The organism is Phenylobacterium ferrooxidans (genome assembly GCF_042714595.1).
GTDB classification, from domain to species: Bacteria; Pseudomonadota; Alphaproteobacteria; order Caulobacterales; family Caulobacteraceae; genus Phenylobacterium; species Phenylobacterium ferrooxidans.
Map to the genome: position 1 here is coordinate 47,994 of NZ_JAOTJD010000006.1, position 22,229 is coordinate 70,222.

The following is a 22,229-nucleotide window of genomic DNA, read 5'->3' on the forward strand; positions in this document are numbered from 1 at the left end:
TCATGGCCCAATACGACGTCGTCATCATCGGGGGCGGTCCCGCCGGCTACAACGGCGCCATCCGGGCCGGCCAGCTTGGCCTCTCGGTGGCCGTGGTCGAGAAGCGCGAGACCCTGGGGGGCACCTGCCTGAACGTCGGCTGCATGCCGTCCAAGGCCCTGCTGCACGCCTCGGAGATGTTCGAGCTGGCGAACAAGGACTTCGCCACCCTCGGCATCGAGGTGACGCCGACCCTCAACCTGCCCCAGATGATGAAGCAGAAGGCCGACAGCGTCTTGGCCCTGACCAAGGGCATCGAGTTCCTGTTCAAGAAGAACAAGGTCGACTGGATCAAGGGCATGGGCAAGATCGCCGGGCCCGGCAAGGTCGAGGTCACCGGCCCCGACGGCTCGGTCACGGTGCTGGAGACCAAGAACATCGTGATCGCCACGGGCTCTGAGCCCTCGGGCCTGCCCGGCGTGGTGGTGGACAACAAGCGCATCGTCGATTCCACCGGCGCGCTCACCCTGCCGGAAGTTCCGGGGAGCCTGATCGTCATCGGAGCCGGCATCATCGGCCTGGAGCTGGGCTCGGTCTGGCGCCGCCTGGGCGCAGAGGTCACCGTCGTGGAGTTCCTCGACCGCATCACGCCGGGCATGGACGCCGAGACCGCCAAGACCTTCCAGCGGTCCCTCACCAAGCAGGGCATGGCCTTCAAGCTGGGGTCCAAGGTCACCGGCGCCAAGTCGTCGAAGACCGGAGTCACCCTCACCGTCGAGCCGGTGGCCGGTGGCGAGATCGAGACGCTGACCGCCGACTATGTGCTGCTGGCCATCGGCCGCAGGCCCTATACTGCGGGCCTGGGCCTGGAGAGCGTGGGCGTGGTCCCCGACAAGCGCGGCTTCATCGAGACCGACCACTTCAAGACCTCGGCGCCCGGCGTCTGGGCCATCGGCGACGCCATCCACGGACCCATGCTGGCCCACAAGGCCGAGGAGGACTCCGTCGCGGTGATCGAGATCATCGCCGGCAAGTACGGCCACGTGGACTACAATCTGGTCCCCAGCGTGGTCTACACCTACCCGGAGGTCGCCTGGGTCGGGAAGACCGAGGAGCAGCTGAAGGAGGCGGGCGTGGCCTACAAGGCCGGCAAGTTCCCCTTCACCGCCAACAGCCGCGCCAAGATCAACCACGAGACCGACGGCTTCGCCAAGGTCCTGGCCGACGCCAAGACCGACGAGATCCTCGGCGTCCACATCATCGGCCCCCAGGCGGGCGAGATGATCGGCGAGTACTGCGTGGCCATGGCCTTCCGCGCCGCCAGCGAGGACATCGCCCGCACCTGCCACCCCCATCCCACCCGCTCCGAGGCCGGCCGCCAGGCCGCCATGGGGGTCGAGGGCTGGATCATGCAAGCCTGATGGAGGTTCGCCGGGTCCGCCCGGAGGAGCTGCCCATCGCCGGCGCCATCTATCAGAAGGTGCTGCGCGAGACCTTCACCTGGCTTCCGGCCTGGCGCCACAACGCCCAGGACTTCCTTCGCGACGCCCGAGAGGAGGAGGTCTATGTGGCCGTCCTCGAGCGCCGCATCGCCGGCGTCGCGGCCCTCTATCGCCGCGACTCGTTCCTGCACTCCCTCTATGTCGATTTCCGCGGCCACAGTGTCGGCAAGGCCCTGCTGGATCATGTCGCGGCCTCCGCGCCCAACCCGCTGTCGCTGAAGTGCCAGACCGCCAATATCCGGGCGCGGGCCTTCTACACCCGTGAGGGCTTCGCTGAGGTCGCGCAGGGCGATGACGGCGTCCCTTGGGTGCGCATGGAGAGACCTTCAACCGCCTGGACCTGAGCCCTTGCGGCGCGCCTGAAAACCCGGTCCCCTGGGTGCAAAGCGTTGGGGAAGGAAACCGATGGAACTCTTGCTGATCCGCCATGGCCTGCCGGTGCGCAGCCACGAGAGCGCCGATCCGCCCCTGCACGACGAGGGTCACGACCAGTCCCGCAGGGTCGCCGAGTGGCTGGCCGGCGAGACCTTCGACGCGGTCTATTCCAGCCCCATGCTGCGCGCCATCGAGACCGCCGGTCCCCTGCTCGCCCACAGCGGCCACGACCTTCGCCACCATGACGGGATCGCCGAGTTCGACCGTGACTCAGGCGCCTATGTCCCCATGGAGGAGCTGAAGCGCGAGGACTACGCCGCCTGGAAGGCCATGGCCGACGGCGACCACGGCGTCGACATCGGCGTCTTCCAGCAGGCGGTCGTCGAGGCCCTGGAGGAGATCATCGAGAGCCATCCCGGCCAGCGGGTGGCGGTGTTCTGCCACGGCGGAGTGATCAATGTCTGGACCGCCCACGTGCTGGGCATGGCCCCGCGCCTGTTCTTCGAGCCCCGCTACACTAGCATCCACCGCTACATGTGCGCCCGCAGCGGCCAGCGGGCGATCCTCAGCCTGAATGAGACCGCGCACCTGCGGGGCTAACCAATCCCGTCATCCCGGACGCCGATAGGCGATCCGGGACCCAGGGGCCCAGCACACCGCCCCTGGGTCCCGGGTCTTCGCTGCGCTCGCCCGGGATGACGTGGGTTACGCGTGCGGATGGGCCGAGTTGTAGGCGCTGAGCAGGGCCGCGGCATCCACGTCGGTATAGCGCTGGGTCGTGGACAGGGAGGCGTGTCCCAGCAGTTCCTGGATGGAGCGCAGATCCGCGCCGGCCCCCAGCAGGTGGGTGGCGAAGGAGTGGCGCAGGGCATGCGGCGTGGCGCTGGCGGGCAGGCCCAGGCGACCCCGCAACAGCTGCACCGTGGCCTGGACATGGCGCGGGCTGAGCGCCCCGCCCCGCTTGGCGCGGAACAGCGGCTCGCCCGGCGACAGCACGAAGGGAACCGTCGCCAGATAGGCGTCCACCGCCTCGCGAACGGCGGGCAGCACCGGCACGATCCGGGTCTTCGACCCCTTGCCGACGATCCGTAGCGACTCCGCCAGGGGCGCGTCCGAACGCTTCAGCGACAGGCCCTCGGAAATCCGCAGGCCGCAACCATACAGCAGGGTCAGCACCGCCTCGTCGCGGGCGACCTCCCAGTCTTCTCGGTCGGGATCCATCGCGGGCTCGGCGATCATTCCGCGCGCCTGGTCCTCGGTGACCGGACGCGGCGCCGACGGCTTCACCCGGGGCCCCCGCACCAGGGCCAGGTGGGGGTTGGGGGTGTCGTGGCGGCGGTCGAGATAGCGGTGAAAGGTGCGGATCGCTGACAGGGACTGGGACAGCGACCGGGGCGACAGGGGATGGTCGCCGGACCGCAGGTGCGCCAGCCAGGCGCGGATCTCGCCGGCGGTCAGCTCACCGCAGGCCTTCAGCGTCAGGGTCTCGCCCCGATGCCCTTCCTGGAAGGTGATGTAGCGGCCGGCGGCGAAGCCATAGGCCTCAACGGTGCGTGGCGAGGCGCGGCGTTCCTGGGCCAGGTGGACCAGCCACTCCGCCAGCACCTGCCGGGCGGTGGTCACAGGACCGGCCATCGCTCCGCCGTGCGTTCCACCACCCGGGCCAGGAAGGCCACCAGCTCGGCGCCCATGTCCTGCGTGAAGCCGTGCTCATCAGCCGAGCCGAAGGCCAGCAGGCCGGTGCGGGCCGGCTCCCAGATCGCCATGCGCACCATGGCCATGGACTTGATCTGCGGCGCCCGCTCGCCGAACAGGCCGAGCGCGGTCGGTTGGAACCCCATCAGGGCCACGCGCTGGTGGCCGATGACGAGATCGATCTGACCCTCCGCCATCACCCGCCAGCCGGCCGGGGTGCGGTCAGGTCCCTCCAGGGCGACGACGCCGGCCGCCAGGCCGAAGCGCAGCTGGGCCAGCTCATCGACCCGGCGGGCCAGGTCGGCATGGTTGCGGGAGTCCAGAAGGTCGACCACCGCCCCATGGGTCTGGGCCTGGGCCGCGAAATTGGCGCGCGCCGTGGCCTCCAGGTGCTTGCGGGCCTTGGATTCCTTCTTGTGCGCCTCGTGCACGCGGGCGAGCGCCGCAGGGCCGAACTCCACCACATTGGCCGCGTCGGGGCGCAGGCCCAGCTCCGCCATCAAGGCGGTGTCGGACAGCAGGAAGTCGCGATTGTCGGCGAGGAAGCGGCGCACCTCATCGGGGCCCAGCGTCTGATCCTTCAGCCCGACCCCGAGATCCATGCATCCGCCCCTGTGGTTCTACAGAATGGACTGACCCGTTTTGGCCCAGTCGCTCATGAACTGTTCAAGACCCTTCTCGGTTAACGGGTGCTTGAAGAGGTCCAAGAAAACCCCGGGTGGAATCGTCGCGCAGTCGGCGCCGGACAGGGCGGCGGCGGTCACGTGGGCGGGGTTGCGGATCGAGGCGGCCAGGATCTCGGTGTCGAAATCATAGTTGTCGTAGATGGCGCGGATCTCGCGGATCAGGTCCATCCCGTCCATGCCATAGTCGTCCAGCCGGCCGATGAAGGGCGAGATGTAGGTGGCGCCGGCCTTGGCGGCCAGCATGGCCTGGGCCGCCGAGAAGCACAGGGTGACGTTGGTGGCGATGCCCTGCACGGCGAACTCGGCCGTGGCGATCAGGCCCTCGCGGGTCAGGGGCAGCTTGACCACCACATTGGTGGCGATGGCGGCCAGCTTGGCGCCCTCCTTCAGCATGCCTTCCACGTCGGTGGCGGCCACCTCGGCGCTCACGGGGCCCTCGACGAGATCGCAAATCTCGGCGATGACCTCCAGCATGGGCCGGCCGGACTTGGCGATGAGGGTGGGATTGGTGGTGACGCCGTCCACTAGGCCCGTGGCGGCCAGGTCCTTCAGGACGGCGGTGTCCGTGGTGTCGAGAAAGAGCTGCATGACGGGCCTCTGCGCGGAAATGAACGGGGCTTCCTTAGCCTTTGCGCCCCGGCGCGGCCAGCCTCTGTGCGGGGCGTGATGCGCCACGAGCAGGCCCTTTCCAGTCCTTCTCCCCTTGCGGGAGAAGGTGGCCCTGCGGAGCAGGGTCGGATGAGGGGTCGCGCCAGGCTCACGTCATATCCGCTTATCCCGGCGAAGGCCGGGACCCAGATTCATCCTGAGCGGTCGAAGGTGATCCAGAACGGCGCTGGGGTTTCCCATGAGAACGAAGTGGGTTTCACCTGGGTCCCGGCCTTCGCCGGGATGAGCGGCGTTTTGCCGATCGCGGAGCGTGACCCCTCATCCGACCGGTCTCCGACCGGCCACCTTCTCCCGCAAGGGGAGAAGGGATTCAGCTCATGACCCGCCGCATCGCGTCCGTTCTGCTGCCCATGCCCCTGCCCGAAGCCTTCGACTATGAGGAACCCGAGGGCATGGACCTGCAGGTCGGCGACCAGGTGGCCGCGCCCCTGGGCCCCCGCCTGCTGCGGGGCGTGGTCACCGCCCTGCGCGACGGGACCGGCGGCAATCGCCCCCTGAAGGTCATCGAGGGCAAGCTGGACGATCCGCCCCTGCCGCAACGGGCCATCGACTTCATCCAGTGGGCCGCGCGCTATTCGGTGGATTCACCGGGCTCACCCCTGGCCATCACCCTGCGCGGCGCCCGGGCTCAAAAGGCCCGCCCCGAAAAGCTCGTCGAGGCCACGGGCGTGCAGCCCGCCCGCCCCACCGCTGCTCGCACAAAGGTCCTGGAGACGGCTGCGACCCAGCGCCTCTCCCCGCCCGACCTCGCCCGCGCCGCCGGGGTCTCCTCGGGCGTCATCAAGGGCCTGGTGGATGAGGGCGTGCTGGCTGTTCGCCTCGTGGAGGCGCCCGTGGCCTTCGCGCCCCCCGACCTGTCGCGGGCCGGCCACCCGCTCAATCCCAGCCAGGATGCCGCCGCCAAGGCCCTGATCTCCATGCTGGGGGAGGGCGGCTTCAACGTCGCCCTGCTGGACGGGGTCACCGGCTCGGGCAAGACCGAGGTCTATCTGGAGGCCGTCGCCGCCGCCCTGGCCGCCGACCCGGACGCCCAGGTGCTGATCCTGTTGCCGGAGATCGCGCTCACCCAGGCGGTCATCGCCCGGGTCGCCGCCCGCTTCGGCGCCGCGCCGGCCGAATGGCACTCCGACATCACCCCGCCCGCCCGGCGGCGGGTCTGGGAGGCGGTGGCCACCAGCCAGTGCCGCATCGTCATCGGCGCCCGCTCGGCCCTGTTCCTGCCCTTCGCCAAGCTGGCCCTCATCGTCGTCGATGAAGAGCATGACGCCTCCTACAAGCAGGAGGAGGGCTTCATCTACCAGGCCCGCGACCTGGCCGTGGCGCGCGGCAAGATCGAGGACGCCGCCGTCGTCCTGGCCTCGGCCACGCCCTCCCTGGAATCCCTGCGCAACGCCGAGACCGGCCGCTATCGCTGGCTGCGCCTGACCTCTCGCCACGGGGTCGCGGTGCTGCCCGATATCACCCTGGTGGACATGCGCGAGACCCCGCCCGACGCTGGCCGCTGGCTGTCGCCGCCCCTGGTCAAGGCCATGGGCGAGACCTGGGCGCGGGGCGAGCAGACCCTGCTGTTCCTCAACCGCCGGGGCTACGCCCCCCTGGTGCTCTGCAAGGCCTGCGGCGAGCGGATGACCTCGCCCGACACCGACAGCTGGCTGGTGGAGCACCGCTATTCCGGGCGCCTGGTCTGCCACCTCACCGGCTTCTCCATGCCCAAGCCCCTGGCCTGCCCCCACTGCGGCGCCAAGGACAGCCTGACCTCCATCGGCCCCGGCGTGGAGCGGGTGGAGGAGGAGGCGCGCGGCCTGTTCCCCGACGCCCGTATCGCCATCTTCTCCTCTGATACGGTCTGGGACGCCCGCGAAGCCAAGCGCCTGATCCAGGCCATGGAGGAGGGGCAGATCGATATTCTCGTCGCCACCCAGGCCGCCGCCAAGGGCCACAACTTCCCGGGCCTGACCCTGGTGGGGGTGGTGGACGCCGACCTCGGCCTGCGCGGCGGGGATCTGCGCGCCGCCGAGCGCACCTACCAGCTGCTGGCCCAGGCCACCGGCCGCGCCGGACGCAAGGACCGTCCCGGCCGCGCCATGCTGCAGACCTACGCCCCCGAGCACCCGGTCATGCAGGCCCTGAAGGCCCAGGACCGCGACGCCTTCACCACCGCCGAGCTGGAGGAACGCGAGATCGCCGGCCTGCCGCCCTATGGCCGGCTGGCCGCCCTCATCGTCTCAGGGCCGGACGCCGTCCAGCTCGAGGCCTTCGTGGAAAAGATGGCCCAGACCGCCCCCAACGCCGAGGGGGTCGCCGTCTACGGCCCCGCCGACGCGCCGCTCGGCCTGATCCGCGGCCGCCGCCGCAAGCGCTTCCTCATCCGCGCCGACCGCACGGTGGATCTCTCCGCCTACCTCGCCGCCTGGCGCGCGCGGTTCCGCCCGCCCGGCATGATCCGCGTGGCCATCGATGTGGACCCGTACAGCTTCCTCTAGCTTGCAGCTTCCCCCACTTGTGGGGGAAGGAGGCGGGCCCAGCCCCTAAACTTCCCCCGCCTCCGCCGCCACATCCCCGCCAGGCTCCGCCGCCTTGGCCGCCGCCATGGGGCGCTCCCGCAGGGTCGCCACCGGGATGAACAGCATCAGGATGAAGCCCGCGATCAGCGAGCACAGGGCGAAGATCATCCCGTGGACGATGGCCACCGAGAAGCTGGTGCGGATGGTCCGCTCCATCGCCACCTGCTTGGGATCGGCGGCCCGGGCGGCGGCCTGTTCGGGGTGCAGGTTGCGCTCCATGGCCATGGCCTGCAGGTCCGACAGGTCCAGATGGCGCACCACGGCTCCAGGCTCGGCCGGCGTGCGCTTGGCCAGTTCGCTGGCCAGGCCCGAGGTCAGCAGGGCGCCGAACAGGGCCACCCCCATGGTGGAGCCGATCTGACGCACGAACTGGCCTGAACTGGTGGCTACCCCGATCTGGTGGAAGGGCACGGCGTTCTGCACCGCCAGGCCAAACAGGCTCTGCCCCGGACCCAGGCCGATGCCGACGATCAGCAGCCGCCAGGCCAGGTCCAGGGTCGTGGTGTCGGGCCCGATGAAGCACATCAGGAAGACGCCGAAGATCAGCACCACCCCGCCGCCGATCATGAAGGGCTTGTACTGGCCAGTCTTGGTGACCAGCTGGCCATTGATCGTCGAGCTGGCGATCATGCCCCCCATCAGGGCCAGCATGGTCAGGCCGCTGGTGGTGGCCGGGATGCCCTGGCCCACCTGCATGTAGAGCGGCAGGAAGCTGGTGACCCCCATGAAGGCCATGGAATAGACGAAGGCCGCGCCGTTGGCGGTGGTGAAGGTGGTGTTCTTGAACAGCTCCAGCGGGATGATCGGGTCGCGCACCCGCTTCTCCACGAACACAAAGCCGGTCAGCACCGCCATGGCGAAGACCAGCATGCCGAGGATCAGCGGCGAGGCCCAGGCATACTCCCGCCCGCCCCAGGTGATGGCCAGCAGCAGGGGCACGAAGCCCGCGATGATCAGGCCCGCGCCGGCCCAGTCGATGCGCCCCACCCCGCGGATCGGCAGGGTCGGCATCTTGATGAGGATCATCGCCACGGCGGCCAGGGCGAAGGGTATGTTGCAGTAGAAGACCCAGCGCCAGCCGGCGATGACGTGGCCAAACAGGGTCACCGTGCCGTGGTCGGTGAAGAAGCCGCCGACCACCGGGCCGAACACGCTGGCGATCCCGAACACCGACCCGAACAGGCCGGAGAACTTCGCCCGCTCGCGGGGGGCGAACAGGTCGGCGATGATGGCGAAGGCGGTGGTGAACAGCGCCCCGCCCCCCACGCCCTGGACGGCGCGGAAGATGATCAGCTGGGTCATGCCGCCGCCCAGCAGGGGCAGGTCGCCGAACTCGCCTGCCAGGCCCGCCAGCCAGGACCCGGCCAGGAAGATGCCGATGCCGGCCAGCAGGATGGGCTTGCGGCCATAGAGGTCCCCCAGCTTGCCCCAGATCGGCACCATGACCGTGGAGGCCAGAAGATAGGCGGTGGTGGCCCAGGCATAGAGGTGCAGGCCCGAGAGCTCGGCGATGATGCGGGGCATGGCCGTGCCGACGATCGTCTGGCTCATGGCCGACAGCAGGAACACGATCATCACCGAGATGAGCGTCAGCCGGCGCTCGTCGTCGCTATAGACGTGAGGTTCGTTCAAGGCCGTTTCCCGGCGGCGAAAGGGCCGCCCCTAATGATCTATTTTTATTATCGCAACGTCCGGGGGCGGACGGAAATGCGGCCGCCCCCTTGTCTGGACCTTACGGAACGCTCTGGGAATTATCCATCGCAGCCTGGGCCTTGCGCTGCTGGGCGCGGCGCGAGGCCATGTTCAGCGCCTCCACCAGGCCCGAGAAGGCCATGGCCGCGTAGATGTAGCCCTTGGGCACGTGCACCCCGAAGCCGTCGGCGATCAGGGTCGCGCCGATCATCAGCAGGAAGCCCAGGGCCAGCATCACGACGGTGGGGTTGTCGTTGATGAACTTGGCCAGGGGCTCGGCGGCCACCAGCATCACCACCACGGCGAACACCACGGCGATCACCATGATCGGCAGGTGATCGGTCATGCCCACCGCCGTCAGGATCGAGTCGATGGAGAAGACCATGTCCAGCAGCAGGATCTGCACGATCGCGGCGCCGAAGTTCATGGTCACGCCCGCCGCCATGACGCCGTCCTTGTCGAGGAGGTTGGGGCTGGGGGTCGGGTCCATGGTGTGGTGGACCTCGGTGGTGGCTTTCCAGACCAGGAACAGGCCCCCGGCGATCAGGATCAGGTCCCGCCAGGAGAAGGCCAGCTCGAACATGGCGTGGCCGTCCTTGCCCACCGGTCCCGTCCAGGGCAGTTCGAACACCGTGGCGGTGAGGCCGACGATGAAGGCGATCGTGGAGAGCAGCGCCAGCCGCATGATCAGGGCCAGGGCGATGCCAAGTCGGCGGGCCTTGGCCTGTTGTTCCAGCGGCAGCTTGTTCGACAGGATGGAGATGAAGACCAGGTTGTCGATGCCGAGAACCACCTCCATGACGACGAGGGTGATCAGGGCGGCCCAGGCGGCCGGATCGGCGGCCAGGGTCATAAGGCTATCCATGGGGGTCCTCGAAAGATGAACGTTCCCCAACTTCTAGCCTATCCGTCGGCCCCGACTACTGCGAATGGTTCGCAAAATCGCGTGGGAAGTCTGAGTCGCCCCCAGCGGTATACCCACGGCGCCGCTTTTCCGGGCGCCGGACGGCCCGTGCGAAGGCGAAATGCCGGCCAATGCCCGAAATGTGACCCGTCACGAGGCGCCGCGTCTCTTCTTGGGGCGACGCGTCGCAACCGGCGTCGAGGTCTTGGGAGACGGCGCGTTCGTCTGTTTCGGATTGTTTCACCCGCCGGGGCCGAAAGCAGTGGTCGAAAAAATTACAGTATCTAAGAGTGTAGGCGGTACGATCCGCCAGCTTAATAACGGAGCGCAAGGCCAAAAATCGGGATTAGTTTCCCTAACTTTAACCTTTTGACTTCTTCGTTGCCTGGTCATTCTTGGCCTTGCGGCGTGTGACAGCCCGGTGAAGCTGTGGAATTCCCTGTGGGAGACTCGGCGACCTTCCGCCGCACACGTGGAAAAGCTCTTTGCTTTCGCGCCGCGGATGAGTATCCCTAATCGCAGTTCGCGTGGGGAGTTCCTCTTAACATGCTGAAACGGACCAGAACCGTCCTGGGTTCCCTGGCCGCCATAGCGGTTTTGACGCTCGCGCCCGTTGGCGCGGTGGCTGACACCTACTGGCAGTGCGTGCCCTTCGCCCGCCTGATCTCCGGCGTCCAGATCTTTGGCGACGCCTGGACCTGGTGGAAGCAGGCCGCCGGCAAGTACGAGACGGGCTTCTCTCCCAAGGCCGGCGCGGTCCTCTGCTTCAAGCCCAACGGCAAGATGCAGCTCGGCCACGTGGCCGTGGTCAGCCAGGTGCTCACCGACCGGGTCATCCAGATCACCCACGCCAACTGGTCGCGCATCGGCGGGACCCGGGGTCAGGTCGAGAAGGACGTCACCGTGATCGACGTCTCGCCGGCCGGCGACTGGTCTCAGGTCAAGGTCTGGTACGATCCCATCCGTGACCTCGGCTCGACCACCTACCCCACCCACGGCTTCATCTATCAGGACACCCACGCCCAGCGCGTGGCCAATTCCGGTCTGAACGCCGCCGGCAACACCGCCGTCGCCATGGCCCAGGGCGCCGCCACCCAGATGGCCCAGGCCGTCCGTCCCGGCGCCGGTCCCTTCTCGATGCTCAGCCAGGCGGCCGACTCCACCGACAAGATCGCCGCCCTGATCATGGCCGCGACCCAAGGCTCGTCCGAAGCCAAATAGGCTGATGCTGAACCTGATCCGCCGCGGCGCTTCGGCCTCCACGTCCGAAACGCCCGGCGAGGACTGGGTCCTTCCCGCCGACGCCATCTGGATCGACCTGCTCAACCCCACGCGTGAGGAGGAGCTGGCGGTCGAGCGCGTGCTTGGCGTCGACCTCCCCACCCGGGAGGAGATGGCTCAGATCGAGCCCTCGTCGCGGCTCTACCAGGAAGACAAGGCCACCTTCCTCACCGCCACCCTGCTGGCCCGCAGCCAGGACGACCACCCGACCTCGGCGCCCGCGACCTTCGTGCTCGCCCGCGGCGTCCTGGTGACCATCCGCTATGAGGACTTCAAGGCCTTCACGGTGTTCACGGTGCGCGCCGCCGAAAGCCCCGACCTCACCAACGGGGCGGAGGTGATGCTGGAGCTGTTGGACGCCATCGTCGAGCGTCTCGCCTACGTGCTCGAGGCCGGCTCCGCGGCGGTGCAGGAAAGCTCCCACGCCATCTTCGACCGTCCCCACGGCGGCGCCTTCGAGCCCTTGCTGACGGGCCTGGCCCGCACCCAGTCTGTGGTGGCCATGGCCCGCACCAGCCTGGTCAGCCTGGGGCGTCTGGCCAGCTTCGCCGGCCTCGCCCCGGAAATCGCCGCCGCCTCGGCCAGCCGGGCCCATCTCACCTCGGTGCAGCACGACATCGGCTCGCTCACCGAGCATGCGGGCTCCCTGGCCTCCCAGATCGCCTTCCTGCTGGATGCGGCGCTCGGCCTGATCAACATCGAGCAGAACGGTATCATCAAGTTCTTCTCCGTGGTCTCCGTGGCCCTGATGCCGCCGACCCTGGTGGCCTCGATCTACGGCATGAACTTCCACCACATGCCCGAGCTGTCCTGGCGTTTCGGCTACCCGATGGCGCTGGTGCTGATGGTGATCGCCGGCGTCGGCCCCTTCCTGTGGTTCAAGAAAAAGCGCTGGCTTTGACGCAATCCCGCCGGGGCGCGCCCCTGTGGCGCATTGACGCAACGGTTCCTTAAACGCGAAGGGGGAAGATTGCGGAGTCAGGAATTTCCGCATCCCCATGCCGCCCGCCGTCCTCGTCCTCAGACCGCTCGACATCGATGGCCTGCGCCTGGCGCTGGACAAGCACCGGCGATTTCTCGAGGGCCGCAGCGGCGGCCGCCGCGCCAACCTCGCCTATGTCGACCTCACCAACCGCCAGCTCGACGGGATGGACCTGCGCGACGCCGACCTGACCGGGGCCCGGCTCAACGGCGCCTCCCTGGTGGGGACCAGGCTGGCGGGCGCGGTGCTGTTCGGGGCCGACCTGCGCGACACCGACCTGCGGCGGGCCGACCTCTCCAAGGCCGACCTGCGCGGCGCCTGCCTGCGCGGCGCCAATCTGGCCCACGCCGACCTCTCGGGCTGTGACCTGCGCGAGGGCCGCATCGCCCTGCAGGACAGGGCCGAGGGCTTCCGTATCCTGCAGCACGAGGAGCGGCCGGGCGAACTGAGCTTCGCGGTGCTGTCGGGCGCCAACCTGGCCGGCGCTCACATGCACGGCCTCTCGGCTATGGCCGCCGACTTCACCGACGCCGACCTCTCGGGCGCCACGCTGGGCGGCGCCAAGCTGATCAAGGCGGTGATGGACGGCGCCAACCTCACCGGCGCCGACCTTGCGGGCGCCGATCTGTCGGGCGCCTCGCTCAAGCGGGCGATCATGGTCCGCTGCGACATCGGCTTCGCCAACATCGACAACGCCGACCTCACCGGGGTGCTGAAGGCGCCGGCCGTGGCGGTCTATATCGATGACAAGCCCCTGGACGCGGTCCTGGCCGCCCACGAGGCCTTCTGTGACTCCGCCGGAGAGAGCGGCAAGACCGTCCGCCTGCCCGACATCGACTTCCGCTCCGTGCCGGGAGGGCTGAAGGGGCGCAGGCTCAGCGGGCTCTCGGCTCCGAACTCGATCTTCTTCGGCATGGACCTGCAGGGGGTCCAGCTCCAGGGCGCCGACCTCTCGGGCTGCGACCTGCGCGGGGTCAACCTCAGCATGGCAGATCTGCGCGGCGCCCGGCTCACCGACGCCCTGCTGACGCGGGCCAACCTGCGCGGGGCCAAGCTGGGACCGCTCTCCATCGACGACGGCCGCATGGTGCGCACCGACCTGTCGCGCGCCATCCTGCGCGGCGCCGACTTCACCGGCGCCTCGGCCCCCCGCGCCCGCTTCCTGGAGGCCGACCTGGCCGGCGCCAAGTTCGAGGGCTGCAACCTCCGGGGCGCGGAGCTGGAGGCCTAAGAAACCCCGCTCATCCCGGCGAAGGCCGGGACCCAGATTCATCCTGAGCAGCTCGAGCTCGCCCACAGCCGCGTCCCGGCTCCCGTCAGGTCGGAGTGGGTTTCACCTGGGTCCCGGCCTTCGCCGGGATGAGCGGAGTTGTGTTCTACATCCCGTGCTTCAGCGGCTGCAGGTCCTGGAACACAGCGTCGCGCTTCTCGGCCTTGGCGGTGAAGGCCTCGCCCATGTGGGCGCCGGAGAACATGCCGGTCTGCCAGACGGCGATATAGTCCAGGCCGTCCTTGATGGTGTGGTCGCGGGCATAGTTGATCATCACCTTGGAGCCCGTCACCGCCAGGGGCGCCTTGGAGGCGATCTCGCGGGCCGTCACCAGGGCGTGGTCGACGCAGGCCCCGTGGGTCGGGAACACCTCGTTGACCCAGCCGATCTCCTTGGCCTTCTGGGCGGGCATGCGGCGGCCGGTATAGGCCATCTCGCGGACCCAGCCCTCGGGGATCAGCTTGCAGAGCCTGGGGAAGGTGCCGACATCGGCGGTCATGCCGATATTGATCTCCTGGATGCAGAAGAAGGCGTCCTCGGTGGCGTAGCGGATGTCGCAGGCGCTGGTCATGTCGACCGCCCCCCCGATGCAGCCGCCCTGGATGGCCACGATCACCGGGATCCGCGCGTCGTCCAGGCAGCCGAAGCAGTCCTGCAGCCAGAGGATATGATGCCGCTGCTGCTCGGCGTTGATGTGGCGGTCGGCGACCTGGTTGGCCGAGGTCGAGCCCCCGCCGCCGAACACCGCCAGGTCCATGCCCGCCGAGAAGTGCTTGCCCGTGGAGCTGATGACGATGCAGCGGGCCCGCGCGTTATGGTCGATGTCCTTCACGATCACCGGCAGCTCGTTCCAGAACTCCCGGCTCATGGAGTTCATGGCCTCCGGGCGCTTGAGCTGGATATGGGCGACCCCATCCTCGATGGTGACGTTGAAGCAGGCGAACTGGGCGGTGGTGACGTCGGTCATGGTGTTTCCTCTCGTTGGAAACATCATCGGCCCCTGACGCGGTGGAAGGGAAGACGCGAAAAAATTCCGCTCTAAGCGGAGTATTCTCGGAAAACGGGAAAGAGACCTGTGGACGGCGCTTCATGACGCATGAACGAAACAGGAACGTCAGCTTGCTCCGCAAATGTTTTCGGAGGAGTCTGCTCTTGCGTCTTTCGACGGACGAGTGGGGCCGCAGGTTGTGACTGCGGCCCCGTCGTTGCCTCAATGGTCCGAGGTAAAGGTGCTGGCTCCCGATAAGGGCTTTGGGCGGTCGTCGACTTCCCAGAGCCCGAGGGCGATAGCGATGTCAGGCTAGGATCGAGGTGCCTATCTGTCACGACCGAAGTTCGGGAAATGCGAACTTTCGGTGGAGCCTTTTGCCTTACCCGTACCGCATCTTCCCCAACGCGGCGGCCACGTCGGCCAGCAGGTCCCCGCCCTTGCGGCCGGCCTTCCATTTCTCATAGGCCATGACGTTCTCGATGCGGCTGTCGACGAAGGCCATCGCCTGCGCCTTGCCGCCCGACAGCCGCATCGCCAGCCCCGAGATCAGGATGCCCGACAGGATCGCGCGCTTGGAATAGTGGTTCTCGTCGGTGGCCGTGTCGCCCGCCCAGCGCCACAGGCTGTCGGCGCTCTCCCACAGCAGCTTCAGCGCCAGCGGAATCCGGGTCGGCAGGGCCAGATAGCCCGCCCAGCGCCGCACGGCGCCCTCGTCGGCGGCCGCGGCGTCCAGCCGCGCCTCGACGCCGGCCCGGATGCGCTCGCGCATCTTCAGCCCCTTGGGATCGGTCCCCGCCAGGCGCTCCAGCGCCTGCGCGTCGTGCCGCCGCGACAGCAGGGCCGCCAGGTCGGCCGGCCCATGGGGAGCCAGCAGCTCGGTCTCGGCCACGGAGAGGCCGCAGGCCTTGCCCGCCGCCCGGACCATCGGCCAGGTCCACCCCTGCGCCGGGGCAAGCTTGAGTGCCTGATCCAGAATCTGTTGTTCGGTGGCCTCAGCCCAGTCGATTTCGTGCGCCATGCCTTACAATATAGCGCCTAAAGGCTCCTGTCCGCCGTGGACATCGCCCTCTGTGTCTGGTATTTCGCCGCCCTCATCCCGGAGGCTCGTGCCACCGGGGGCAAGGCTATTGTCCGTTCGCCGCCGCCTGACCCCAGGACTGGCCGAGCGGGAACGGGTAACAGGAGAGATAACTCTGGTTCAGATTTTCGTCCGCGACAACAACGTCGATCAGGCTCTCAAGGCGCTGAAGAAGAAGATGCAGCGCGAGGGCTCGTTCCGCGAAATGAAGCGGCACGTGCATTACGAAAAGCCGAGCGAAAAGCGCGCCCGCCAAAAGGCCGAGGCCGTTCGCCGCGCCCGCAAGCTGGCCCGCAAGCGCGCCCAGCGTGAGGGCCTGATCCCGGCCCCGAAGAAGGCTCCCGGCGCTCGGTAGAGCGCAGCGCGATAGCCGAAAGTGGACACCGGTTTCGGCGCCCATCGCGCGACCAAAGGGGAATCCCTTTTCCAAGCTTAAGTATTTGAAAGGCCGTGCGGATCCCCGCGCGGCCTTTTGCTTTTGCCGATTTTTCACGGCGCCGCTGCGATCTTCTGTCCTGTGGCGCCCTGCTTGCTGGTGAAACCGCGTCCGCACACCTATCTTGGGGTCTAGCGGACACTTTCCGGAACGGTCTGAACCAATATGAACCTGCGCAATCTCGCCATCTGGGGCGTCATCGTCGTCGTCCTGATCGGGCTCTACAGCATGATGACCGGCGGCGGCCAGGCGGCCGGCGCGGGGGGTCACATCACCTATAGCCAGCTGCTGGCCAAGGTGTCCTCGGGCGAGGTGAAGAAGGCCACGATCCGTGGCCCCAGCGTCGAGGTGACGGACGCGGCCGGCAAGTCCTTCGCCGCCATGACCCCCAACAACCAGGACGACCTGGTCAAGCGCCTGGAAAGCCAGGGCGCGGACATCGAGGTCAAGCAGATGGGGGGCGGCCTGGTGGGCCTGCTGGTCCAGAGCCTGCCGATCCTGCTGCTGGTGGGCGTCTGGATCTTCTTCATGCGCCAGATGCAGGGCGGGGCCCGCGGGGCCATGGGCTTTGGCAAGTCCAAGGCCAAGATGATGACCGAGAACAAGAACCGCATCACCTTCGATGATGTGGCCGGGGTCGACGAGGCCAAGGAAGAGCTCACCGAGATCGTCGAGTTCCTGAAGGACCCGCAGAAGTATCAGCGCCTGGGCGGCAAGATCCCCAAGGGCGCCCTGATGGTGGGCCCCCCCGGCACCGGCAAGACCCTGCTCGGCCGCGCCGTCGCCGGCGAGGCGGGGGTGCCCTTCTTCTATATTTCCGGTTCCGACTTCGTGGAGATGTTCGTCGGCGTCGGTGCCAGCCGCGTGCGCGACATGTTCGAGCAGGCCAAGAAGAACAGTCCCTGCATCATCTTCATCGACGAAATCGACGCCGTCGGCCGCCACCGTGGCGCGGGCCTCGGCGGCGGCAATGACGAGCGCGAGCAGACCCTCAACCAGCTGCTGGTGGAGATGGACGGCTTCGATCCGTCGGAAGCCATCATCGTCATCGCCTCGACCAACCGTCCCGACGTCCTGGACCCGGCCCTGCTGCGTCCGGGCCGCTTCGACCGCCAGGTGGTGGTCTCCAATCCCGACGTCGGCGGCCGCGAGCGTATCCTGCGCGTCCACATGAAGAACGTGCCGCTCGCCGCCGACGTCGATGTGAAGACCATCGCCCGCGGCACCCCGGGCTTCTCCGGCGCCGACCTGGCCAACCTGGTCAACGAAGCCGCCCTGATGGCCGCGCGCAAGAACCGCCGCATGGTCCTGCAGCGCGACTTCGAGGACGCCAAGGACAAGGTCATGATGGGCGCCGAGCGCAAATCCATGGCCATGACCGAGGAAGAAAAGCGCCTCACCGCCTATCACGAGGGCGGCCACGCCCTGCTGGCCCTCTCGGTGCCGGCCACCGATCCCGTCCACAAGGCCACCATCATCCCGCGTGGCCGCGCGCTCGGCATGGTCATGCAGCTGCCGGAACGCGATCAGCTGTCGATGTCCTATGAGCAGATGACCTCGCGCCTGGTCATCCTGATGGGCGGCCGCATGGCCGAGGAGATCATCTTCGGCAAGGACAAGATCACCTCGGGCGCCTCGTCGGACATCGACCAGGCCACCCGCCTGGCCCGCGCCATGGTCACCAAGTGGGGCTTCTCCGACAAGCTGGGCGTCGTCTCCTACGGCGAGAACCAGGACGAGGTCTTCCTCGGCCACTCGGTGTCGCGCACCCAGAGCGTCTCGGAAAAGACCGCCAACCTCATCGACGAGGAGGTCAAGATCCTGGTCCAGACCGCCTTCGACGAGGCCCGCCGGATCCTGACCGAAAAGCTGGACGACCTGCACACCCTGGCCAAGGCCCTGCTGGAATACGAAACCCTCAGCGGCGACGAGATCATCAACATCCTCAAGGGCGTCTCCCCCAACCGCGACGACAGCGACTCACGGCGCCCGGCCCTCCCGGTCGCCTCGGTCCCCCTCTCCCCCCGCACCGATCCCGAACCGGCCTGAGGCTGACCACCAGCACCAAAGCAAAGGGGAGCCTCACGGCTCCCCTTTGTTGTTTCCGTTTGTCATTTGGGCGGAGGCGGTCGGCCCACCTCCTCTCCCCGTTCAGGGGGAGAGGGTAGGGTGAGGGGGCGCTGTAGCCGGACATTTGGTCTTGGAGCGCGGGACACTTGGTTTCGGAGCGGCTTCGAAAAGAGATCCTAGCCCCGGCCACGCATGACCATCACCGTCCAGGTGACTGCCGCCGCGAGGGCTGCTCCCATGCTTGCCTCAACCACCTGCCATTGGAGCCATAGCTTCAGCACCGTCAGCACTCCGCCCGCCACGCCGGCCGCGGCGGCGAGTTTCTTCCGATGACCCTCCGTGTGGTACCAGAGCAGTCGAGTCCAGATGAAGGCGCGGCGCCGCCAATCGGGACCGGCGGCCAGCTTTTCACCGGCGCGAGTTATCCGTGCGCAGGGTTCGGGAAAAAGCATGAAGAGCGTGTTCGGGTATAGACGCTTTGGAATTTCCTCGGCCGCCGTGGTGAGGTGCCAGTTAGTGAATGCCTGTAGGCACTGGTGTAGCAGTCCATCAAGTGCGCGAAGGCCCTCCTCCGTATGGACTTCGATCGGCACCCCCCTCACCGTCTTGCCTGTCGCAACGATTGCCTCGCGCAGTTCTTTGGGAAACATGCCCTCGGGTCGGTCCTTAAGAACCTCTGCCAGGATGACCAGCGTGTCGGACGCGGTGGATGTGTCTCGCGCGAGCGTCTTGAACAAGCTCACGCCGCCGCCTCACTGAACTGCCGGGCCTGTAGAACGCCCTTCGAAGACGGCCTGAGCAGGGGTTGAACGTCCTTCGAAAGGTCCAGCCAGGTCGCCCATTCCGACCGGTCCAGGATCACCGGCTGGCGGTCGTGGACCTCGGCGGCTTCGGGGCCGGGGGTGGTGGTGAGGATGGTGAAGCTCTCGACCTCACCGTCGGCGCAGTTGGCGCGGTCCCAGAGGCCTGCGAAGCAGAACAGGGGCTCGCCCACCTTGGTGAACTCCCACATTGTCTTGTCGCCCTTCGGCCCCGACCACTCATAGAAGGCGGTGGCGGGAACCAGGCAGCGGCGCTTGGCGTAGGCCTGCTTGAAGCTGGCCAGGTCGGCGACCGTCTCGCACCGGGCGTTGGTGCCGAGCATCTTCTGCTCCTTCACGGTCTTCTTGTGGAACCATGGAACGAGGCCCCAGCGCAGCTGGGCCAGCTGCACGCCCGCGGCTGGGTTCGCGGGGTCGACGGGGCGCAGCACGGGCGCCTTATTGGTGGGGCGGATCTGCGGCTGCTCGGCCAGGTTCGGGACCAGGCCATCGGTCCAAATTACCGGCAGCCCGTTCTCGCTGAACTCCTCGGCCAGCTGGTGGGCCGGGTGTTTGAAGCCGTATCGGTTGCACATGATCGCCTCCCCCCTGAGATCCTATCGCGCAACTCAACCGGTCTAGAATCGGAGCGCTTCATCCCGGATGTCGCTGAGCGTTGTTGTCAGCGTGCTCTCCAGAGCCTTCATCCCACGCGGCGTATAGTCGTATTTGAAGTGGCGTATGTGTCGCAGGTCGAATGGAATGTCATCGACGTTCTGGGTGATCAGCACCACGGGGCGACCTAAGGTGTGAGCGATCCCCATCTCATAGAAAACATTCGGATTCTTATCCGTGCAGTCCGCAATAATGACCTTCGAGTGATAAATGGCGCTCCAGATGTCGTCCATCACTCCGGTGCTGGAGAAGAAGTCGTCTGCGCGTTTGCAGGACAGGCCAAGCGACGCGCAAACGACCTTGATGTGATCCTCATAAACTGGCCGCAGTCCCTCAAGGAACGGCATCATGACGAACACGTCCGCGGACTCTGCCTCTCGGCCGGGGTACGGGAAGATCGGACTTGCAAGGAACGCAGGGGCTCCTGGCCGCAGTCGCGCGAGCACCGTAAAGCTCACGTTGAAAACTTCTTGCAGTACCGAGACCCGGAAGGTCGGTGCCAGAATGAGATTGTCTTCGCCTATCCTGATGAAAAGATTCATCAGGCGGTAGTCGAGGCTCATATCCCATTCGCTCTCCATCACCGCCTTGAACAGGTCCGGCGCATCTGCGCCCCCACCGCGGAGCTTTAGTTCGATCAAGCCGAGGTGGCGTAACGCCGAAACTGCTCCCGCGAAAAGACCTCCATCTGTGACATCTGGGAGTCGCCGACCGTAGGGGGTGGTCTGCTCGATGACGGCACTTAACGCTGCCTCTCCGTTATCGGATTTGCGAAGGCAATCGAGGATCCGGGCTGCAATATGTCGGTTCCGCACGCCCAACCTCCTGCCAAACATACAACGGCTCAAGCTAGGATATTTATGAGAGAAATGTCCAACCGGAGGATGCGGTCTTAGTCCGAAGACCATCCTTAGGATTGGGCTCCATACTGCGTGCCATCTAGCAGCCGTTCCCCACCGGCGCCTTCCGCGCATAGAAGGCCGGGTCGCCCGTGAAGTGGCCCGCGGCCCGGTCCAGGGCCACCTGCACCTCGTCCAGGACCATGTAGTCCCGCCCCCCCGGTTGGCACTTTATCTTCAGCTCCATGAGCTGGTGACGGAATGGCTTGAGGGCCTCGAAGTCCCTCTGCGGGTACATCAGACCGACATAGGTCTTACGCATCGCCGCCCTCGATGTCGGCCGGACGGCCGGGCACCACGACGTCATCGACCACTCGACCGACGATGGGCACATAGCCGCCGGGGAAGCCCCTGGGTGGGTCGGGTAACAGGCGGGCGGGCGGGGGTGGCAGGTTGGCGGGTTCGGTCATGTCACAGTCCGTTCAGGCGCCAACCTGCCGGCATCTAAGACTCGGGCTGAACTGCCACGCAAGCCCCCTCCGGCCCCTCAAACACCGAGAGCACCTCGCAGAGTGCGCCACGCGAGCGCCGCTTCCAGTGGGACCACCCCGTTACCGGCGCCTCGGCGTCGGTCCATCCAACCGGCCACCCCATCGCCATCTCGAAGAACCGCGGGTTGGAGATCAGGCCGGAGGCGAAGGAGGCTTTCCCATGCTTGAAAGCCACCCGGACGGGGGGCGTAGAGCGGGAGGTCAGCATCTCCGCCCGCCATCCGCAGGCCTGAAGGATCATCCACAGCGTCGACCACTGGCGGGCCGCGTTCGAGAGCGAGAACTGGCCCCCGCTCTCCGCCGCGATGTCCGCGGGTCCCTTCAGGCTCACCTCCTGGGCCGCCAGCTCGATGTCGGGGAAGTACCCCGCGTCGCTCGCAGTCGGCGTGGGCCATAATGAACAGCCGTCGCCGAACACTAGGCGCGCCCGCTTCAGCCGCTGTGAACAGGCCCGCTGCGACGCGGCGGCCCAGGCCTTGTAGCTCTCGGCCGACCTCGGGAAAGCCCATGGACAGGTGTCCCTCGACGTTTTCGAGGAAGACGATGTCGGGGTCGACCTCCTCGATGACGCGGGCGACCTCCGGCCACAGGTGGCGGGGGTCGGCTGCCCCCCGGCGGACGCCGCAGAGGGAGAACGGCTGGCAGGGATAGCCCGCAAGCAGGCAATGAACCCGGCCGCGCCACGGGCGGCCGTCGAAGGATCTAAGGTCATCCCAGATAGCCGCCTGAGGCAGAGATCCGTCAGCCATGCGCGCCGCGAGCGTGGCCGCGGCGTGGCGGTCGCGCTCGACGAAGCAGACGGTTCGGAAACCGGGCTCGGCCAGGTGGACGCCGAGGTCGAGGCCGCCATAGCCGGCGCAGAGGGAAAGTCCAAGCAGGTCGGGGGAAGATGAAGCCACAACTTATTGCCCATTCAGGTTGGCCGCTCCTTGGCGGTCGGGTTTGGGCTCTGTGGCCTCAGTGCGATGGTGTTGAAGGCGCCGCATCGCCGGCATTTGATTTCGAGCCTGCCGTCAGCCTGGGCCTTCAGCAGGAGAGCGCGGCAGCTGCCGCAACGGATCGACTCCAAGGTTGAACTCATGAACGATGGCCCCGCCGGTCGGACCGGTGGCGGGGCGGAAGGGTGCGCGCGCACCCCGATGTGCGGGTCTACGGCCCGCGGCTCTGGGCGTTAGCGCGCCCAGGCCCCC

At 67.4% G+C, this 22,229-nt stretch carries 23 protein-coding genes and 1 pseudogene; 9 read left to right on the forward strand and 15 right to left on the reverse strand.

Features of this window, described 5'->3' with window-relative positions; genetic code table 11:
• Positions 1-2 precede the first annotated feature (2 nt).
• The 3 genes from lpdA (at position 3) to OCL97_RS04890 (ending at position 2,456) form a co-directional block, all read left to right on the forward strand.
• Complete coding sequence (gene lpdA, locus OCL97_RS04880; RefSeq protein ID WP_377368104.1) at positions 3-1,400, forward strand: dihydrolipoyl dehydrogenase; 1,398 nt, start codon at positions 3-5, stop codon at positions 1,398-1,400.
• Positions 1,400-1,825, forward strand: a complete 426-nt coding sequence (locus OCL97_RS04885; protein ID WP_377368106.1) for a GNAT family N-acetyltransferase — start codon at positions 1,400-1,402, stop codon at positions 1,823-1,825. The genes lpdA and OCL97_RS04885 overlap by 1 nt, the downstream gene beginning before the upstream one ends.
• Positions 1,826-1,886: 61 nt before the next feature.
• The gene (locus OCL97_RS04890; protein WP_305702922.1) at positions 1,887-2,456 is read left to right on the forward strand and encodes a histidine phosphatase family protein; all 570 of its coding nucleotides are present in this window, start codon (positions 1,887-1,889) and stop codon (positions 2,454-2,456) included.
• A 105-nt stretch (positions 2,457-2,561) separates the two neighbouring features.
• Here OCL97_RS04890 and OCL97_RS04895 read toward each other — a convergent pair whose 3' ends face one another.
• From OCL97_RS04895 to fsa, 3 genes are read right to left on the reverse strand one after another with little or no spacing between them, the layout of a single operon-like run.
• Positions 2,562-3,491, reverse strand: a complete 930-nt coding sequence (locus tag OCL97_RS04895; protein WP_377368108.1) for a tyrosine recombinase XerC — start codon at positions 3,489-3,491, stop codon at positions 2,562-2,564.
• Positions 3,476-4,153, reverse strand: a complete 678-nt coding sequence (locus tag OCL97_RS04900; protein WP_377368110.1) for a DUF484 family protein — start codon at positions 4,151-4,153, stop codon at positions 3,476-3,478. Before OCL97_RS04900 ends, OCL97_RS04895 begins: the two co-directional genes overlap by 16 nt.
• Positions 4,154-4,171: 18 nt before the next feature.
• Positions 4,172-4,825 (reverse strand): fructose-6-phosphate aldolase, encoded by a 654-nt coding sequence (gene fsa / locus OCL97_RS04905; protein ID WP_377368112.1) that lies wholly within the window; start codon positions 4,823-4,825, stop codon positions 4,172-4,174.
• A gap of 398 nt (positions 4,826-5,223) precedes the next feature.
• On the opposite strand from fsa, the gene OCL97_RS04910 reads away from it, so the two are divergent.
• A complete protein-coding gene (locus tag OCL97_RS04910) occupies positions 5,224-7,389 on the forward strand; it encodes a primosomal protein N' (protein ID WP_377368114.1) in 2,166 nt (721 codons plus the stop codon).
• Between the two features lie 45 nt (positions 7,390-7,434).
• On the opposite strand, the gene OCL97_RS04915 is transcribed toward OCL97_RS04910, so the two are convergent.
• Both OCL97_RS04915 and OCL97_RS04920 read right to left on the reverse strand, forming a co-directional pair.
• Positions 7,435-9,102, reverse strand: coding sequence for an MDR family MFS transporter (locus OCL97_RS04915; protein WP_377368116.1), 1,668 nt, complete (start codon positions 9,100-9,102; stop codon positions 7,435-7,437).
• Positions 9,103-9,202: 100 nt separating this feature from the next.
• Entirely contained in the window at positions 9,203-10,027 is an 825-nt protein-coding gene (locus tag OCL97_RS04920; RefSeq protein ID WP_305760924.1) for a TerC family protein, read from the reverse strand.
• A 585-nt stretch (positions 10,028-10,612) separates the two neighbouring features.
• Here OCL97_RS04920 and OCL97_RS04925 point away from each other — a divergent pair.
• From OCL97_RS04925 to OCL97_RS04935, 3 genes are all read left to right on the forward strand, one after another.
• Complete coding sequence (locus tag OCL97_RS04925; RefSeq protein WP_304775268.1) at positions 10,613-11,287, forward strand: CHAP domain-containing protein; 675 nt, start codon at positions 10,613-10,615, stop codon at positions 11,285-11,287.
• A 4-nt stretch (positions 11,288-11,291) separates the two neighbouring features.
• Positions 11,292-12,248, forward strand: a complete 957-nt coding sequence (locus OCL97_RS04930) for a magnesium transporter CorA family protein (protein WP_305336664.1) — start codon at positions 11,292-11,294, stop codon at positions 12,246-12,248.
• A 97-nt stretch (positions 12,249-12,345) separates the two neighbouring features.
• The gene (locus tag OCL97_RS04935) at positions 12,346-13,560 is read left to right on the forward strand and encodes a pentapeptide repeat-containing protein (RefSeq protein WP_377368119.1); all 1,215 of its coding nucleotides are present in this window, start codon (positions 12,346-12,348) and stop codon (positions 13,558-13,560) included.
• A gap of 145 nt (positions 13,561-13,705) precedes the next feature.
• On the opposite strand, the gene OCL97_RS04940 is transcribed toward OCL97_RS04935, so the two are convergent.
• A complete protein-coding gene (locus OCL97_RS04940) occupies positions 13,706-14,566 on the reverse strand; it encodes a crotonase/enoyl-CoA hydratase family protein (protein WP_305336662.1) in 861 nt (286 codons plus the stop codon).
• A 403-nt stretch (positions 14,567-14,969) separates the two neighbouring features.
• Positions 14,970-15,608, reverse strand: a complete 639-nt coding sequence (locus tag OCL97_RS04945) for a COQ9 family protein (RefSeq protein WP_377368121.1) — start codon at positions 15,606-15,608, stop codon at positions 14,970-14,972.
• 175 nt (positions 15,609-15,783) lie between these two features.
• On the opposite strand from OCL97_RS04945, the gene rpsU reads away from it, so the two are divergent.
• The gene (gene rpsU / locus OCL97_RS04950) at positions 15,784-16,023 is read left to right on the forward strand and encodes a 30S ribosomal protein S21 (protein WP_215342650.1); all 240 of its coding nucleotides are present in this window, start codon (positions 15,784-15,786) and stop codon (positions 16,021-16,023) included.
• Between the two features lie 246 nt (positions 16,024-16,269).
• Entirely contained in the window at positions 16,270-18,153 is a 1,884-nt protein-coding gene (ftsH, locus tag OCL97_RS04955) for an ATP-dependent zinc metalloprotease FtsH (protein ID WP_305338931.1), read from the forward strand.
• Positions 18,154-18,350: 197 nt separating this feature from the next.
• Here ftsH and OCL97_RS04960 read toward each other — a convergent pair whose 3' ends face one another.
• The 8 genes and pseudogenes from OCL97_RS04960 to OCL97_RS04995 form a co-directional block, all read right to left on the reverse strand.
• On the reverse strand, positions 18,351-18,911 hold the full coding sequence (locus OCL97_RS04960; protein WP_377368123.1) for a hypothetical protein: 561 nt from the start codon (positions 18,909-18,911) through the stop codon (positions 18,351-18,353).
• A gap of 2 nt (positions 18,912-18,913) precedes the next feature.
• Positions 18,914-19,570 (reverse strand): SOS response-associated peptidase, encoded by a 657-nt coding sequence (locus OCL97_RS04965; protein ID WP_377368125.1) that lies wholly within the window; start codon positions 19,568-19,570, stop codon positions 18,914-18,916.
• Positions 19,571-19,612: 42 nt separating this feature from the next.
• Positions 19,613-20,464: a hypothetical protein gene (locus OCL97_RS04970; RefSeq protein WP_377368127.1), complete on the reverse strand. Its 852-nt coding sequence runs from the start codon at positions 20,462-20,464 to the stop codon at positions 19,613-19,615.
• 124 nt (positions 20,465-20,588) lie between these two features.
• On the reverse strand, positions 20,589-20,810 hold the full coding sequence (locus OCL97_RS04975) for a hypothetical protein (RefSeq protein WP_377368129.1): 222 nt from the start codon (positions 20,808-20,810) through the stop codon (positions 20,589-20,591).
• The gene (locus OCL97_RS04980; RefSeq protein WP_377368131.1) at positions 20,803-20,958 is read right to left on the reverse strand and encodes a hypothetical protein; all 156 of its coding nucleotides are present in this window, start codon (positions 20,956-20,958) and stop codon (positions 20,803-20,805) included. The genes OCL97_RS04975 and OCL97_RS04980 overlap by 8 nt, the downstream gene beginning before the upstream one ends.
• 34 nt (positions 20,959-20,992) lie before the next feature.
• Complete coding sequence (locus tag OCL97_RS04985) at positions 20,993-21,457, reverse strand: hypothetical protein (protein WP_377368251.1); 465 nt, start codon at positions 21,455-21,457, stop codon at positions 20,993-20,995.
• 28 nt (positions 21,458-21,485) lie between these two features.
• A pseudogene (locus OCL97_RS04990) lies at positions 21,486-21,938 on the reverse strand (DNA cytosine methyltransferase); the annotation flags it as partial.
• A gap of 14 nt (positions 21,939-21,952) precedes the next feature.
• On the reverse strand, positions 21,953-22,120 hold the full coding sequence (locus OCL97_RS04995; protein WP_377368133.1) for a Com family DNA-binding transcriptional regulator: 168 nt from the start codon (positions 22,118-22,120) through the stop codon (positions 21,953-21,955).
• Positions 22,121-22,229: the final 109 nt, after the last annotated feature.